General features: G+C 69.5%; 12 protein-coding genes and 4 tRNA genes. 9 read left to right on the top strand and 7 right to left on the bottom strand.

Annotated elements, in window-relative coordinates; genetic code table 11:
* Positions 1-8 precede the first annotated feature (8 nt).
* Genes crcB (ACFWU9_RS14995) through ACFWU9_RS14985 form a run of 3 tightly spaced genes read right to left on the bottom strand, consistent with a single transcriptional unit; the run spans position 9 to position 1,242 of the window.
* Positions 9-362, bottom strand: coding sequence for a fluoride efflux transporter CrcB (gene crcB, locus ACFWU9_RS14995; RefSeq protein ID WP_384318227.1), 354 nt, complete (start codon positions 360-362; stop codon positions 9-11).
* Positions 359-868 carry a fluoride efflux transporter CrcB gene (crcB, locus tag ACFWU9_RS14990; RefSeq protein WP_384318225.1) on the bottom strand — a complete coding sequence of 170 codons (510 nt, stop codon included), beginning with the start codon at positions 866-868 and terminating at the stop codon, positions 359-361. The genes crcB (ACFWU9_RS14995) and crcB (ACFWU9_RS14990) overlap by 4 nt, the downstream gene beginning before the upstream one ends.
* Positions 865-1,242 (bottom strand): metallopeptidase family protein, encoded by a 378-nt coding sequence (locus ACFWU9_RS14985; protein WP_384318223.1) that lies wholly within the window; start codon positions 1,240-1,242, stop codon positions 865-867. The genes crcB (ACFWU9_RS14990) and ACFWU9_RS14985 overlap by 4 nt, the downstream gene beginning before the upstream one ends.
* Positions 1,243-1,326: 84 nt before the next feature.
* On the opposite strand from ACFWU9_RS14985, the gene ACFWU9_RS14980 reads away from it, so the two are divergent.
* The 7 genes from ACFWU9_RS14980 (at position 1,327) to ACFWU9_RS14950 (ending at position 8,343) form a co-directional block, all read left to right on the top strand.
* Positions 1,327-2,988, top strand: a complete 1,662-nt coding sequence (locus ACFWU9_RS14980; protein WP_384318221.1) for a metallophosphoesterase — start codon at positions 1,327-1,329, stop codon at positions 2,986-2,988.
* Positions 2,989-3,068: 80 nt separating this feature from the next.
* A tRNA-Glu gene (locus ACFWU9_RS14975) sits at positions 3,069-3,141 on the top strand.
* 38 nt (positions 3,142-3,179) lie between these two features.
* Positions 3,180-3,254, top strand: a tRNA-Asp gene (locus ACFWU9_RS14970).
* Between the two features lie 22 nt (positions 3,255-3,276).
* Positions 3,277-3,350 (top strand) — tRNA-Phe (locus ACFWU9_RS14965).
* Positions 3,351-3,508: 158 nt separating this feature from the next.
* Positions 3,509-7,498, top strand: a complete 3,990-nt coding sequence (gene hrpA, locus ACFWU9_RS14960) for an ATP-dependent RNA helicase HrpA (protein ID WP_384318219.1) — start codon at positions 3,509-3,511, stop codon at positions 7,496-7,498.
* 103 nt (positions 7,499-7,601) lie between these two features.
* Positions 7,602-7,676: transfer RNA gene (locus ACFWU9_RS14955), tRNA-Asp, on the top strand.
* Positions 7,677-8,112: 436 nt separating this feature from the next.
* The gene (locus ACFWU9_RS14950) at positions 8,113-8,343 is read left to right on the top strand and encodes a DUF6274 family protein (protein WP_384318217.1); all 231 of its coding nucleotides are present in this window, start codon (positions 8,113-8,115) and stop codon (positions 8,341-8,343) included.
* A 372-nt stretch (positions 8,344-8,715) separates the two neighbouring features.
* Here the strand turns inward: ACFWU9_RS14950 and bldC are convergent, their stop codons facing one another.
* Both bldC and ACFWU9_RS14940 read right to left on the bottom strand, forming a co-directional pair.
* Positions 8,716-8,922: a developmental transcriptional regulator BldC gene (gene bldC, locus ACFWU9_RS14945; protein ID WP_003949541.1), complete on the bottom strand. Its 207-nt coding sequence runs from the start codon at positions 8,920-8,922 to the stop codon at positions 8,716-8,718.
* Between the two features lie 548 nt (positions 8,923-9,470).
* Positions 9,471-10,319, bottom strand: a complete 849-nt coding sequence (locus tag ACFWU9_RS14940; protein WP_384318215.1) for a hypothetical protein — start codon at positions 10,317-10,319, stop codon at positions 9,471-9,473.
* 152 nt (positions 10,320-10,471) lie between these two features.
* Here ACFWU9_RS14940 and ACFWU9_RS14935 point away from each other — a divergent pair, with 152 nt between their 5' ends.
* Together ACFWU9_RS14935 and ACFWU9_RS14930 are read left to right on the top strand one after the other, a co-directional pair.
* Positions 10,472-11,572, top strand: a complete 1,101-nt coding sequence (locus ACFWU9_RS14935) for a Leu/Phe/Val dehydrogenase (RefSeq protein WP_384318214.1) — start codon at positions 10,472-10,474, stop codon at positions 11,570-11,572.
* A gap of 300 nt (positions 11,573-11,872) precedes the next feature.
* Positions 11,873-12,121: a DUF3073 domain-containing protein gene (locus ACFWU9_RS14930; protein ID WP_189111161.1), complete on the top strand. Its 249-nt coding sequence runs from the start codon at positions 11,873-11,875 to the stop codon at positions 12,119-12,121.
* 101 nt (positions 12,122-12,222) lie between these two features.
* On the opposite strand, the gene purM is transcribed toward ACFWU9_RS14930, so the two are convergent.
* Together purM and purF are read right to left on the bottom strand one after the other, a co-directional pair.
* Positions 12,223-13,296 carry a phosphoribosylformylglycinamidine cyclo-ligase gene (gene purM / locus ACFWU9_RS14925; protein WP_384318212.1) on the bottom strand — a complete coding sequence of 358 codons (1,074 nt, stop codon included), beginning with the start codon at positions 13,294-13,296 and terminating at the stop codon, positions 12,223-12,225.
* Between the two features lie 149 nt (positions 13,297-13,445).
* Complete coding sequence (gene purF, locus ACFWU9_RS14920; protein ID WP_384318210.1) at positions 13,446-14,963, bottom strand: amidophosphoribosyltransferase; 1,518 nt, start codon at positions 14,961-14,963, stop codon at positions 13,446-13,448.
* Between the last annotated feature and the right edge of the window lie 96 nt (positions 14,964-15,059).

Raw genomic sequence — 15,059 nt, 5'->3', positions numbered from 1 at the left:
GAGCACCCTCAGAGCGCCCCCAGCTCCCACCCCGCCCACACCGCGCCGAGCCCGACCAGCACCGACGCCGTCACATACGCGCCGGCCACCAGCCCCCGCCCGCGCTCGGCCAGCCGCAACGTCTCGTACGAGAACGTCGAGTACGTCGTGAGCGCCCCGCACAGCCCCGTACCCACGAGCGCGTACGTCGCGGAGGACACGGCCGCCCCGGCCAGCACACCCAGCACCAGACTCCCCGCCACGTTCACCGCGAACGTCCCCCAGGGGAACAGGGTCTGGTGCCGCGCCTGCACCGTACGGTCCGTCAGATACCGCAGCGGCGCCCCGACCGCGCCGCCCACGACCACCAGCAGCCAGTTCACGGCGCCGCCACCCGTCCCACCGCCCGCCGGGTGAGCGTCGCCGTCAGCCAGACCGCCGCCGTCGCGCCCACGAGCGTCACGGCCGCGTATCCGATCGCCGCGGGCGCCTCGCCGTGGCGCACCAGCCGCAGGAAGTCCAGCGTGTACGTCGAGAACGTCGTGAAGCCGCCCAGCACCCCCACCCCGAGGAACGGCCGCACCAGCGGATGGGCCGGCCTGTCGTCCTCGGCGACCAGCACCATCAGCACGCCGATCAGCCCGCAGCCCAGCACGTTCACCGCGAACGTCGTCCACGGGAACGCGCCGCCCGCCGTGGGCCACAGCCGCTCGGCGCCGTACCGGGCCGTGGCGCCCGCCGCGCCGCCGGCCGAGATGACGGCCAGCACCTGCCACAGCCGGTGCCCCGCCGTCTCGGCCCGCTGACCGGGCACCCGCAGATCGACATCGGGGTCGACGGGCTCCCCGGACGCGCGGGCCGGGAAGTCCTCCGGGCCCGGCGCACTCACCCGTACCCCAGCTCGTGCAGCCGCTCGTCGTCGATCCCGAAGTGGTGCGCGATCTCGTGCACCACCGTGATCTCCGTCTCGGCCACCACGTCCTCGCGCGTCTCGCACATCCGCAGCGTCGGCCCCCGGTAGATCGTGATCCGGTCCGGCAGCACCCCCGCGTACCACTCGCCGCGATCGGTCAGCGGCGTCCCCTCGTAGAGCCCGAGCAGATCCGGATCGAACTCCTCCCCCGACTCCTTCGCGGCGGCGGGATCGGGCTCGTCCTCCACGAACACCGCGACGTTGTCCATCAGCCGCATGAGCTCCGGCGGGATCCGGTCGAGCGCCTCGGCCACCAGTTCCTCGAACTCCTCGCGCGTCATCTCCAGCACCCCGCCATTGTCACGCAGGTGGACAAGATCAGGGCACGGCGGCGCCCAGGCATGATCGGGGGCACCCCTGGGCATACGCGCCCAATGGCTCGTGACGTACGACGTGTCCCGTTCCGTACCGCGCTCACGGCGATCAGCCGGATCCGGCGGCACTACCGGTCCCGAGGCTCCGTACCGACCAGCGCCCTCGTGAGCTCCCCGCACCCCTGGACGCGCGCGCTCGGCCTCGTCGCCGTCGTCGTGCTCGGCGCCTGGCTCGGGCTGCTGATCGTGGGCAGTGTGCGTACGCCGGTGGGCCCCATGGACACCAGGATGACCCTGCGTCCCTCCCTCACCGGGGGCACGAAGATCAACGTCTCACCGCTGGGCGCGCTGGAGCTGGACTCGCACACGGCGCCGATCCGGCTCGACGTCGACGTCGACCAGCTCGACCCGGTCCGCTCACAGGCTCTCGTCGAGCACCCCGAACGCCTCTCCGGTCTCCAGGAGGAGGTCGCGAGCGACGTCTCGGCCGGGACGACCGAGCTGGCCGTACGGTCCTGTGTCGCCGTCGTCTCGGGCGCCACCGCCCTCGGTCTGGCCGTCTACCGCCGCCCCCGCCGCGCGCTGGCCGCCGGCGGCCTCGCGCTCGTGCTGCTGAGTGCGTCCGGCATCACCGCGTTCGCGACCTGGAACCCGAAGTCCGTGCTGGAGCCGCGCTTCTCCGGGCTGCTCTCCTCGGCCCCGCAGGTCGTCGGCAGCGCGCGCTCGATCGTCACCGAATTCGACGTCTACCAGAAGGAGTTGGCGCGGCTGGTCACCAATGTGACCAAGCTGTACGACGCGACGTCGACCCTGCCCTCGTACCAGCCGGACCCGGGCACCCTGCGGGTCCTCCAGGTGTCCGACATCCATCTCAACCCGGCGGCCTGGCACATCATCGGCTCGCTGGTCGAGCAGTACCGGATCGACCTGATCATCGACTCCGGCGACACCATGGACCACGGCTCGGCCGCCGAGAACAGCTTCCTGGACCCGATCCCCGACCTCGGCGCGCCGTACGTCTGGGTGCGCGGCAACCACGACTCGGCCGACACCCAGAAGTACCTGGAGGGTCTGAAGAACGTCCATGTCCTCGACCACGGCCGCGCCGTCACCGTCGCGGGGATCCGGGTCGCGGGCACGGGCGACCCGCAGTTCACCCCCGACCGCTCGCTGGTCAACGCCGGTGATCCGGCGGAGGAGATGGCGGGCATCCGGCTGGCGTCGGCGATCCGCGACCAGGAGCGGGCGGGCACGCCGGTGGACATCGCCGTCGCGCACAACCCGATCGCGGCCAGGGAGACGGACGGCACGGTGCCGCTGGTGCTGGCCGGCCATGTGCACCGCCGGGACACCGAGATCATGCCGCTCGGTACGCGGCTGAAGATCGAGGGCTCGGCGGGCGGCGGCGGACTGCGCGCGGTCCAGAACGACCAGCCGGAGAAGGTCCGGGCCTCGCTGCTCTATCTGGACAGCACGACGAAACGGCTCCAGGCGTGGGACGAGATCACGCTGGGCGGGCTGGGGCTGACGACGGCCGAGGTCAGCCGCCATCTGCCGGAGGAGGCGGGCGTACCGGGGACGGACCCGTCGCCGTCGCCGACCACCGCACCGTCCGGACAAGGCTCGCGCCAACCCTCCGGATCGCCCTCGGGTTCACCCTCCGTCCGGCCGCCCGGCACCCGCTCACCCGTCGCCCCCGCGGGCCCGTCCCCCGCCCGGTAAACCGTTTTGGCGATAGCTCCCCGCATCCCATATGCTTCTCACGTCCCCGACGCGCTACCAAGCGCCCAGGCGGGCCCTTAGCCCTCATCGTCTAGTGGCCCAGGACGCCGCCCTTTCAAGGCGGTAGCACGGGTTCGAATCCCGTTGGGGGCACGCAACACCGTGTGCGAGACTCGTCTCGCACATTGCTTGGTCCTGTGGAGCAGTTTGGAGTGCTCGCCACCCTGTCAAGGTGGAGGCCGCGGGTTCAAATCCCGTCAGGACCGCTGTGGCTCGCGAGAGCCGCGTGGCTGGGTAGCTCAGTTGGTACGAGCGATCGCCTGAAAAGCGATAGGTCGCCGGTTCGATCCCGGCCCCAGCCACTTCTCTTCTTCGGTACGGACCTTCTTCAGTACGGGCCGTCGGTACCGGTCATTCAGTACAGACGCCCCTGCCGAGAGCTTCGGTGGGGGCTTCCCTGTGCCCGCCCCGCGAAATGGGTTCGCCACTCGCCCGGCCCGGGTGAGATCCTGGGCTCGGTATGTCTACTTCCCTCGCCGACCTTCAGTCCCTGCTGGCCGAGGTGTCGCTGCGCGACTCGCAGCGCCTCGGCCGCCGTCTCGAAGGCGTCCGGCGCATCCGCAAGCCCGAAGCCCGGCAGGCCGTCCTCGACGAGATCGCGGTCGAGGCCGGCAGGTCCGCCGAGCGTGTACGGGCCCGGGCCGCCCGGATGCCGGCGATCACGTACCCGGAGCAACTGCCGGTCAGCCAGAAGAAGGACGTGATCCTGGACGCGATACGCGACCACCAGGTCGTGATCGTCGCCGGTGAGACCGGATCGGGCAAGACCACCCAGATCCCCAAGATGTGCATGGAGCTGGGCCGGGGTGTCCGGGGCATGATCGGCCACACCCAGCCCCGCCGGATCGCCGCCCGTACGGTCGCCGAGCGTGTCGCGGACGAGCTGCGGACCCCGCTCGGCGAGGCCGTGGGGTGGAAGGTCCGCTTCACCGACCAGGTGAACCAGGACTCGGCGTTCGTCAAGATCATGACGGACGGCATCCTGCTCGCCGAGATCCAGTCGGACCGCGACCTGCGGGCGTACGACACGATCATCATCGACGAGGCCCACGAGCGCAGTCTCAACATCGACTTCCTGCTCGGCTACCTCGCCCAGCTCCTCCCGAGGCGCCCGGACCTGAAGCTCGTCATCACCTCGGCGACCATCGACCCCGAGCGCTTCTCCCGGCACTTCGGCGACGCGCCGATCGTGGAGGTCTCGGGCCGTACGTTCCCGGTGGAGGTCCGTTACCGCCCGCTCCTCGAAGAGGACGGCGACGAGGGCGACCGCGACCAGATCACGGCGATCTGCGACGCCGTCGACGAACTCCAGTCGGAGGGCCCGGGCGACATCCTGGTCTTCCTCTCCGGCGAGCGCGAGATCCGTGACACGGCGGACGCCCTCGACAAGCGCAAGCTCCGGCACACCGAGGTACTGCCCCTGTACGCGCGCCTCTCGCACGCCGAGCAGCACCGCGTCTTCCAGAGACCCGGCGGCGGCGCGACCCGCAGGATCGTCCTGGCGACGAACGTGGCGGAGACCTCGCTGACCGTGCCGGGCATCAAGTACGTGATCGATCCCGGCACCGCCCGTATCTCCCGCTACTCCCACCGCACCAAGGTCCAGCGCCTGCCGATCGAGCGGATCTCGCAGGCCAGCGCCAACCAGCGCAAGGGCCGCTGCGGCCGTACGTCCGACGGCATCTGCATCCGGCTGTTCTCCGAGGACGACTTCGAGGCGCGGCCCGAGTTCACGGACGCCGAAATCCTCCGTACGAATCTGGCCTCGGTCATCCTCCAGATGACGGCGGCCGGCCTGGGCGACATCGAGAAGTTCCCCTTCATCGACCCGCCGGACCACCGCAACATCCGCGACGGCGTCCAGCTCCTCCAGGAACTCGGCGCGTTCGACGCCGCGCAGAAGGACCCGCGCAAGCAGCTCACCCAGCTCGGCCGCAAGCTCTCGCAGCTGCCCGTCGACCCGCGTCTCGCGCGGATGGTCATCGAGGCCGAGCGCAACGGCTGCGTACGCGAGGTCATGGTGATCGCCGCCGCGCTCTCCATCCAGGACCCGCGCGAGCGCCCGTCGGAGAAGCAGACCCAGGCCGACCAGCAGCACGCCCGCTTCCGCGACGAGACCTCCGACTTCCTGGCCTTCCTCAATCTCTGGCGCTACGTCCGCGAGCAGCAGAAGGCCCGCGGCTCCTCGGCCTTCCGCCGGATGTGCAAGGCGGAGTATCTGAACTTCCTGCGGATCCGCGAGTGGCAGGACATCTACTCCCAACTGCGCACGGTCGCGAAGCAGATGGGCATAAAGGTCGACGAGGTCGCCGAGAGCGACGACAGCGCCCCCGCGCCCGACCAGTCCGTGCACATCTCGCTCCTGGCCGGGCTGCTGTCGCACATCGGGCTCAAGGACGTGAAGGACGGCGCGAAGAACGAGTACGTGGGCGCCCGCAACGCGAAGTTCGCGATCTTCCCCGGCTCGGCCCTCTTCAAGAAGCCGCCGCGCGTCATCATGTCCGCGGAGCTGGTCGAGACCTCGCGGCTCTGGGCCCGGGTCAACGCGAAGATCGATCCCGACTGGATCGAGCCGCTGGCCCAGCATCTGACCAAGCGCACCTACAGCGAGCCGCACTGGGAGAAGGACCAGTCGGCCGTGATGGCGTACGAGAAGGTGACGCTGTACGGCGTACCGATCGTCGAGCGGCGCAAGGTGAACTTCGGCCGGATCGACCCGGAGGCCTCACGCGACCTGTTCATCCGCAACGCGCTCGTCGAGGGCGACTGGCGGACGCACCATCAGTTTTTCCATGACAATCGCAAACTTCTGGGCGAGGTCGAGGAGTTGGAGCACCGCGCCCGGCGGCGCGACATCCTCGTGGACGACGAGACGCTCTTCGACTTCTACGACGAGCGGGTGCCCGACCATGTGGTCTCCGGAGCCCATTTCGACTCGTGGTGGAAGCACAGGCGCAAGGAGGAGCCCGAACTCCTCGACTTCGAGCGCTCGATGCTCATCAACGAGGCGGCGGGCGCCGTCACGAAGGACGACTATCCGGACTCCTGGCGGCAGGGCAGGCTCAAGTTCCGGGTGACGTACCAGTTCGAGCCGGGGGCCGACGCGGACGGTGTGACCGTGCACGTACCGCTCCACGTGCTCAACCAGGTCACCTCCGAGGGCTTCGACTGGCAGATCCCCGGTCTGCGCGAGGAGGTGGTGGTGGAGCTGATCCGCTCGCTGCCGAAGCCGATCCGCCGCCACTACGTCCCGGCGCCGAACTACGCGAAGAAGTTCCTCGAACGCGCGGTGCCTCTTCAGGAAGCGCTTCCTGTGACGCTGGCGCGCGAGCTCCAGCGGATGGTCGGTGTGCCGGTCACGGCCGACGACTTCGACCCGGGCCGGGTCCCCGACCACCTCAAGATCACCTTCCGGATCGTCGACGAGCGGCGCCGCAAGATCGCCGAGGACAAGGACCTGGAGGCCCTGCGGATCGCCCTCGGGCCGAAGGCCCGCAAGGCCATCTCGCAGGCCGCGGCGGCGGTGGCGGGGCCCACGGGCGAGTCCGTGGAGCGCTCGGGCCTCACCGACTGGACGATCGGCACCCTCTCGCGCACCTTCGAGACCCGTCCCCTCGGTGTTCGCCCGGGAAAGACCCCACTGGCCGGACAGCCGGTCAAGGCGTATCCGGCGCTGGTCGACCAGGGCGCGACCGTGGCCGTACGGCTCTACGACACCGAGGCCGAGCAGCAGCGGGCCATGTGGCAGGGGACGCGCCGGCTGATCATGCTCAACATCCCGGTCAGCCCGGCCAAGTTCGCGTCGGACACCCTCACGAACAAGCAGAAGCTCGCCCTGTCCCGCAACCCGCACGGCTCGATCCAGGCGCTGTTCGAGGACTGCGCCACCGCGGCGGCCGACCGGCTGATCGCGGAGCACGGCGGGCCGGCGTGGGACGAGGAGTCGTACCGGAAGCTGTACGACAGGGTCCGCGCCGACCTGGTCGACCTGACCGTGCGCACCATCGGCCAGGTCGAGCAGATCCTGGCCGCCTGGCAGGCGTGCGAGCGGCGGCTGAAGTCCACGAACAGCCTGGTCCTGATCAACAACGTCCAGGACGTGAAGGACCAGCTGGCGGAGCTGATGCCGGCGGGCTTCGTGACCCGCACGGGGCTGCGCAGGCTGCCGGACCTGATGCGCTACCTGGTCGCGGCGGACCGCCGCCTCCAGCAGATGCCGACGAACGTGCAGCGCGACACGACGCGTATGGAGAAGGTCCACGAGATGCGGGACGAGTACGCCTGGCTGCTCGAACAGCTCCCGCGCGGACGGCCGGTGCCGCAGCAGGTCCTGGACATCCGCTGGATGATCGAGGAGTTGCGGGTGAGCTACTTCGCCCATGCCCTGGGCACGGCGCAGCCGGTGTCGGACAAGCGGATCGTGAAGGCGATCGACGCGGCGGTGCCGTAACGGCCGGAGGCCGGCGGATCCGGTTCGACCGCACCGTCCGCGCTGCTGTACAGTCTCATTTCGCAGCCGCCGGTAGGAACAGCGCACCGGAGCTGCGAATTCTGGTCCTGTGGAGCAGTTTGGAGTGCTCGCCACCCTGTCAAGGTGGAGGCCGCGGGTTCAAATCCCGTCAGGACCGCGCTGAACGACACGGAGCCCGTATCCCACCGGATACGGGCTCCACTGCTGTCCGCCCGCCCGGACAGCCGCCCCGAGGCCGCGCCCGCGGCGGAGCCGCCATCGGGCACAGCAAATCCCGTCAGGACCGCGCTGAACGACACGGAGCCCGTATCCCACCGGATACGGGCTCCACTGCTGCGCGCCCGACCGGATAACCGCCCCCGAGGCCGCGCCCGCGGCGGAGCCGCCATCGGACACAGCAAAACCCGTCAGGACCGCCCCGACCAACACGAAACCCGCGCCCCTGCCGGACACGGGCCCCACCGCTGTCCGCCCGACCGGACAGCCGCTCCGGCGGTGCCGCTTGGGTTGACGGGTCTGCCCGGGGTCGGTAAGTCATCTGGAGGGGCCTTTCCACGGCAGCCCGGGGGCCCTTCATCCGGGGGGTGGCGCGCATGGCGGCATCGGCGGTCAGACACGAGACTCGCGCGCTCCTGCGCGCCCATCTGGCGGCCGCGACCGGCTACCGGCATGTCACGCGCCACTGCGCGGTCTGTCATCGCCTCCAGCGGCTCGCCATGGATCCGGCCGCGACCCCTCCGACCGTCGCGCCGTCCGAGGACGACGGAACATCGAACAGCTCCGCTCCGAACCGCACACCAGAAGCGGACAGCGACCCCCATTAGGGTCTTGGCCCGGAGTTGGCAAGAGGTTCGTACTGTGACGGGTGTCACCGATCACGTTTGCGGAACGGCTCCGCTTACCCCCCACCCACAAACCGCGAATTTGATATGTGCAATTGCACGCTCCCGCAAGCGCTTCCCGTCACCCCCCAACTCAAGCCCCACCGCACAAAAAAGATCGCGCTGGACCCGGCGGAGTCCAGCGCGATCAAAGTGACTTACCCCGTGTTGCGGGGGCGTGGGCCCTGTTGGGGCAGGTGCCCGTCGTGTGGAGCGTTGCGAAGCTATGTGGAGCTATGGAGCGGGACGACCGGATTGGGGACCCGGGTGTCCGGTTGGGGTTGGTTGGTTGTCAGCTGTGCCCTGACGAGACGTTCAGGCCTCGCTGCGCTGCTGCGGAATACCCGCAAGCAGTGCGCGGACCTCTGCCTCGCGATACCGGCGATGCCCACCGAGCGTGCGGATGGACGTGAGCTTGCCGGCCTTTGCCCAGCGTGTGACCGTCTTCGGGTCCACGCGGAACATCGTGGCAACCTCAGCCGGGGTCAGCAGCGGCTCGGCATCAGGGGTGCGAGCGGTCATGAGCGGCCTCCTCGGGAGAACCGAACCATCTCGGTTCTTTCCTCTAAATTCTGCACCTTGACCCACGTTGCCCGAAATGGCGGACGCGGGCCGAGTCGGTTATAGGACGAACGGCTTGTCCTCGGCACTACAACTACACCATCTGTCCAGCCTCGTCGGCCAAACCGATGGAATTGCCCTCTCAGGTGTTCATCAACGACGGAAGCCGATGGACCATGCCATAGCGGACAGTTACGTCGCAGTGACGATCAGTCACAGGAGCAATCTGGAGTCACGAGACCCCCGATAGAGCGCAATGCAGAGCATTCCGCCCTTACTTGGACGGAAGGAGCCCTCCCCGGACTCCTTGTCCTATTTTGACACGAGGGTGGGTGATGGGCGCAAGAGCCCCGTTAGTGCGGTCCGTCACGCTTGAGGGCAAAGAAACCGGATCGGGGCCTAAGTCCCCCGGGGGCGGGACCTGGGGCCGGCACACCCGCCACGACCCGCCGGGGGACGCCCCTCCGCGCCGGCCGGCCCCCGCCTCAACGCGCCGGCCGGCCCCCGCCTCAATTGGCGAACTGTCGGTCCCTGACCGCCCGCCAGCGCTCCGCCAGCCGTTCGTACGCCTCGCCCGCCGCCTCGCCGTCCCCGGCCCGCAGCGCCGCGATCCCCGCCGCCACGTCCGCCGCCGACCGGTCGTCTTCGAGCTGCGGTCCGGTCAGGGCGTGCACGAGCCCCCCGTAGTCGAGCTCGACCAGCGAGCGGGGGTGGAATTCCTCCAGCCACCGTCCCACATCTATGAGGCCCTCGATCAGCGGTCCCTCGTCGACCGACTCCCGCAGCGCCTTCAGCGCGCGGGCCAGCCTCCGCCGCGCCTGCACCATCGGGGTCCGGTAGCGCAGGGCGGGCGCCGTGGGGCCGGACTCCTCGTACGCCCGGTACTCGCGCTCGTCGTCGGCGAAGAGCGTGAACCAGCGCACCGGCACCTGCCAGACCGCCGTCCTGATCCACGGCCGGGCGTCCGGGTTGCGCTCGCGCCACTGCTCGAAGTCGGCGGCGGCCTGCTCGCGCACCACGGACGGCAGTACGGCCTCCAGCAGGGGCTTCGGCAGCATGTCGCCCAGCGACTCCAGCGCCAGCCAGCCGCGCAGCCGGGTCCGCCAGGGGCACACGCACACCACGCCGTCCACCTCCGTCACGAACGCGTCGGCGCTCTCGTGCACGGGCACCGCGACGGGCGGGGTGGGCAGCAAGTCCGCCAGGGAACGCCGGAGTTCGTCCTGTGCGGTGGGCGTACGCTCCCGGGCGGCGTAACGCGCCCAGTGGCTTCTCTCCGGTTCCGGGAATGCGGCCAGGGGCTCGTACACGCGCAGGTAGGAGGCGTAAGGGACGAGGAGTGAAGACACCGCTGGCATGGGCCGAATCGTCCCACGCCCGTACCCCCCGAGAGGGTGATCCTCGGCACTGCGTCGGATCTACGTCGCGGTAGGACTTACCCTCATGCCCAAACAAGTCCCTCCCCACCCCCAGGAGGGCTCTCACCGCTTCGTACTTGGGAGTCACCACCGTGACCGATGTGACCGGAGCCCCTGTCGCAACTGTCGACGCACTGCACACTCTGTTCCACTCCGAGCAAGGTGGCCATGAACAGGTCGTGCTCTGTCAGGACCGTGCCAGCGGGCTCAAGGCAGTCATCGCTCTGCACTCCACCGCCCTGGGCCCCGCCCTGGGCGGCACTCGTTTCTACCCGTACGCCTCCGAGCAGGACGCCGTCGCCGACGCGCTGAACCTGTCGCGGGGGATGTCGTACAAGAACGCCATGGCCGGCCTGGACCACGGCGGCGGCAAGGCCGTGATCATCGGAGACCCCGAGCTGATCAAGACCGAAGAGCTGCTGCTGGCGTACGGCAGGTTCGTGGCCTCGCTCGGCGGCCGTTACGTCACCGCCTGCGACGTCGGCACGTATGTCGCCGACATGGACGTCGTCGCGCGCGAGTGCCGCTGGACGACCGGCCGCTCGCCCGAGAACGGCGGCGCCGGCGACTCCTCCGTACTGACCGCTTTCGGCGTCTTCCAGGGAATGCGCGCCAGCGCCCAGCATCTGTGGGGCGACCCCTCACTGCGGGGCCGGAAGGTGGGCATCGCGGGAGTCGGCAAGGTCGGGCACCTCCTGGTCGAGCATCTGCTCCAGGACGGCGCCTCCGTCGTGATCACGGACGTACGGGACGAGTCCGTCCTCCGCATCACCGACCGCCACCCCGAGGTCACCGTCGCCGCCGACACCGACGCGCTGATCCGCGCCGAGGGCCTGGACATCTACGCGCCGTGCGCGCTCGGGGGCGCGCTCAACGACGACTCCGTGCCCGCGCTGACCGCGCGGGTGGTGTGCGGAGCGGCCAACAACCAGCTCGCGCACCCCGGTGTCGAGAAGGATCTCGCCGAACGCGGCATCCTCTACGCGCCCGACTACGTGGTCAACGCCGGAGGCGTGATCCAGGTCGCCGACGAGCTGCACGGATTCGACTTCGAGCGGTCGAAGGCGAAGGCATCGAAGATCTTCGACACCACGCTTTCAATATTCGCACGTGCGAAGGACGACGGGATTCCGCCGGCCGCCGCCGCCGACCGGATCGCCGAGCAGCGCATCTCGGAGGCACGCCGCCGCTGAGGTCCGCGGAGGGCGATCGGCCGGCGTGGAGCCGTCGCGCGGCTCCGGGGGAGACGAGACTCACCCCGGTCGGCGGGTCGCCCCTCGAGAAGAGGTTAAAATCGCAGCTGACCAGCGAGGACATCTGTTCTCGCCGGTCCCGCGCCGAGGCGCGTCATGCGGGCGGCGTACCGTATGGCCGCGGAAGCAGGTACCGTTGAAGTCCTAAGGACGGGTCTCTCTGCGGAGAGCTCGTTCTGAAACATGAACGCGTGTCAAGACTCTGGGGCCGTGGAGCCCCGTCACCGAGGGGGTCGAGCCATGGGGCGCGGCCGGGCCAAGGCCAAGCAGACAAAGGTCGCCCGCCAGCTGAAGTACAACAGCGGCGGGACAGACCTGTCGCGTCTGGCCAATGAGCTGGGCGCATCGCCTTCGAGTCAACCGCCGAACGCTGAGCCGTTCGAGGATGACGACGAGGAAGATGACCCGTACGCACAGTACGCGGAGCTGTACAACGACGACGAAGAGGACGAGGAGTCCGGCCCGTCGTCACAGCGCCGCGGCGCTTGACGTACGTACACCTCACAAAGAAATCACCCATGTGACCCGGTCCGGGCTCCCCGGACCGGGTTTCACCATGAGACCGGCGCCCTCTCGGCGCGCTCCCCTGCCTAGGCATAGTCCCCGGTCAGCGCCGCGCCCGTGGCGGCGCCGGTGCTCTGCCGGTCCACGACGGCGCCGGCCACCCAGGCGCCCACACCCCGGTCGGCGAGCGTCGTGAGGGCCGTGTCCACCGACTCCTCGGGGACGACGGCGACCATGCCGACGCCCATGTTGAGCGTCTTCTCCAGCTCCGTGCGCTCCACCTGACCCGCCGAGCCGATCAGCTCGAAGACGGGGCCGGGCGTCCAGGTCGAGCGGTCGACCGTCGCGTGCAGATGGTCCGGTACGACCCGCGCCAGGTTGTTGGCAAGGCCGCCTCCGGTGATGTGGCTGAAAGCGTGCACCTCGGTGGTCCTGGTCAGGGCCAGGCAGTCCAGCGAGTAGATCCTGGTGGGCTCCAGCAGCTCGGCCCCGAGCGTCCGGCCGAACTCCTCGACCTCGCGCTCCAGCGACCAGCCGAGCCGGTCGAACACCACGTGCCGCACAAGTGAGTACCCGTTGGAGTGAAGTCCGGAGGACTCCATGGCGATCACGACGTCACCCGTACGGATACGATCCGCGCCCAGCAGCCGGTCCGCCTCGACCACGCCCGTACCGGCGCCGGCGACGTCGAAGTCGTCCTCGCCGAGGAGTCCGGGGTGCTCGGCGGTCTCGCCGCCGACGAGGGCGCAGCCCGCCAGCACACAGCCCTCGGCGATGCCCTTGACGATGGCGGCGACCCGCTCGGGGAACACCTTGCCGACGCAGATGTAGTCGGTCATGAACAGCGGCTCGGCGCCGCACACCACCAGGTCGTCCACGACCATGCCCACGAGGTCGTGGCCGATCGTGTCGTAGACGCCCATCCTGCGGGCCAGATCGACCTTGGTGCCCACGCCGTCGGTGGCCGAGGCGAGCAGCGGACGCTCGTAGCGCTTGAGCGCGGAGGCGTCGAAGAGGCCGGCGAAGCCGCCGAGGCCCCCGACGGTCTCGGGGCGCTGGGTCTTCTTCACCCACTCCTTCATCAGCTGGACGGCACGGTCGCCGGCCTCGATGTCGACGCCCGAGGCGGCGTAGGAGGCACCGGGGGATTCAGCTGGCATGGCGGGGAGCTTTCGTGTCATTGCTGCGGAGATTCGGTTCGGGTCCGTGGTCGGGTCCGTGGGTTCGGGACGTGCCTGCGGGCCGCCGCGGCCGGAAAGGAGGTCGCGGCGGGCCGTACGGGCACGTTCACGGGCGCTCACGGCCGTTGTTACGGCCGCCGGAGCGCGTCGGCGGCGTCGGCACCGCCCGCCAGCTCGGTCTCCAGCAGCTGCTTGCCGAGGAGTTCGGGGTCGGGCAGGTCCATCGGGTACTCGCCGTCGAAGCAGGCGCGGCAGAGGTTCGGCTTGGCGATGGTGGTCGCCTCGATCATGCCGTCGATGGAGATGTACGAGAGGGAGTCGGCCCCCAGTGACGTGCCGATCTCCTCGACGGACATGCCGTTGGCGATCAGCTCCGCGCGCGTGGCGAAGTCGATGCCGAAGAAGCAGGGCCACTTCACCGGCGGGGACGAGATCCGGATGTGGACCTCGGCGGCGCCCGCCTCGCGGAGCATCTTGACCAGGGCGCGCTGGGTGTTGCCGCGGACGATCGAGTCGTCGACGACCACCAGGCGCTTGCCCCTGATGACCTCTTTGAGAGGGTTGAGCTTGAGCCGGATGCCGAGCTGGCGGATGGTCTGTGAGGGCTGGATGAAGGTCCGGCCCACATACGCGTTCTTCACGAGTCCCGAGCCGTACGGGATGCCGCTCGCCTCCGCGTAACCGATCGCGGCGGGGGTGCCGGACTCGGGCGTCGCTATGACGAGGTCGGCGTCGGCCGGTGCTTCCTTGGCGAGTTTCCGTCCCATCTCCACCCGGGAGAGGTAGACGTTCCGGCCGGCGATGTCGGTGTCGGGGCGGGCCAGATACACATACTCGAAGACACAGCCCTTGGGCTTCGCTTCAGCGAATCGGGAGCTGCGCAGGCCGTTCTCGTCGATGGCGATCAGCTCGCCGGGCTCGATCTCCCGGACGTAGGAGGCGCCGCAGATGTCGAGGGCGGCGCTCTCGGAGGCCACGACCCAGCCGCGTTCGAGCCGGCCGAGGACCAGCGGGCGGATGCCCTGGGGGTCGCGGGCCGCGTAGAGGGTGCTCTCGTCCATGAAGACGAGCGAGAAGGCGCCCTTGGTGTGCCGCAGGACCTGCGGCGCGGCCTCTTCGACGGTGAGGGGCTTGCCCTCGTCGTCCGTCTGCCCGGCGAGGAGCGCCGTGATCAGATCGGTGTCGTTGGTGGCGGCCACCCGGGTGGTGCGGCCGTTCTCCTTGGGCAGGTCGGCGACCAGTCCGGCGAGCTCCGCCGTGTTGACCAGATTGCCGTTGTGACCGAGAGCGATCGAACCGTGGGCGGTGGCCCGGAAGGTCGGCTGCGCGTTCTCCCACACCGAGGCTCCGGTGGTGGAGTAGCGGGCGTGACCCACGGCGATATGCCCTTGGAGGGAGCCGAGGGAAGTTTCGTCGAAGACCTGTGAGACAAGGCCCATGTCCTTGAACACAAGGATCTGGGAGCCGTTGCTCACTGCGATGCCCGCGGACTCCTGTCCACGGTGTTGCAGTGCATACAGTCCGAAGTAGGTGAGCTTGGCGACCTCTTCACCGGGGGCCCAGACTCCGAAGACGCCGCAAGCGTCCTGAGGGCCCTTCTCGCCGGGGAGCAGGTCGTGGCTGAGTCGTCCATCACCACGAGGCACGCCACCGAGTGTAGGCGAGATCGACCGCTGGTCCGAATGCGGTACGGAAGTGGGCCATGAGGTGGACCCGGCGGAGGGCCGGCGGCGTGTCGCCAC

It is taken from the genome of Streptomyces sp. NPDC058653 (assembly GCF_042716895.1).
Taxonomy (GTDB): Bacteria; Actinomycetota; Actinomycetes; order Streptomycetales; family Streptomycetaceae; genus Streptomyces.
Note: the sequence above shows the minus strand (reverse complement) of the source record. Positions and strands in the feature narration are given on the sequence as shown.

Bases quoted from the DNA above. Each gene is read 5' to 3' on its own strand.
- purM (WP_384318212.1), bottom strand. From the start codon at position 13,296: ATGCCAGCTGAATCCCCCGGTGCCTCCTACGCCGCCTCGGGCGTCGAC.
- ACFWU9_RS14940 (WP_384318215.1), bottom strand. From the start codon at position 10,319: ATGCCAGCGGTGTCTTCACTCCTCGTCCCTTACGCCTCCTACCTGCGC.
- ACFWU9_RS14950 (WP_384318217.1), top strand. From the start codon at position 8,113: ATGGCGGCATCGGCGGTCAGACACGAGACTCGCGCGCTCCTGCGCGCC.
- ACFWU9_RS14980 (WP_384318221.1), top strand. From the start codon at position 1,327: ATGGCTCGTGACGTACGACGTGTCCCGTTCCGTACCGCGCTCACGGCG.
- bldC (WP_003949541.1), bottom strand. From the start codon at position 8,922: ATGACCGCTCGCACCCCTGATGCCGAGCCGCTGCTGACCCCGGCTGAG.
- ACFWU9_RS14930 (WP_189111161.1), top strand. From the start codon at position 11,873: ATGGGGCGCGGCCGGGCCAAGGCCAAGCAGACAAAGGTCGCCCGCCAG.
- hrpA (WP_384318219.1), top strand. From the start codon at position 3,509: ATGTCTACTTCCCTCGCCGACCTTCAGTCCCTGCTGGCCGAGGTGTCG.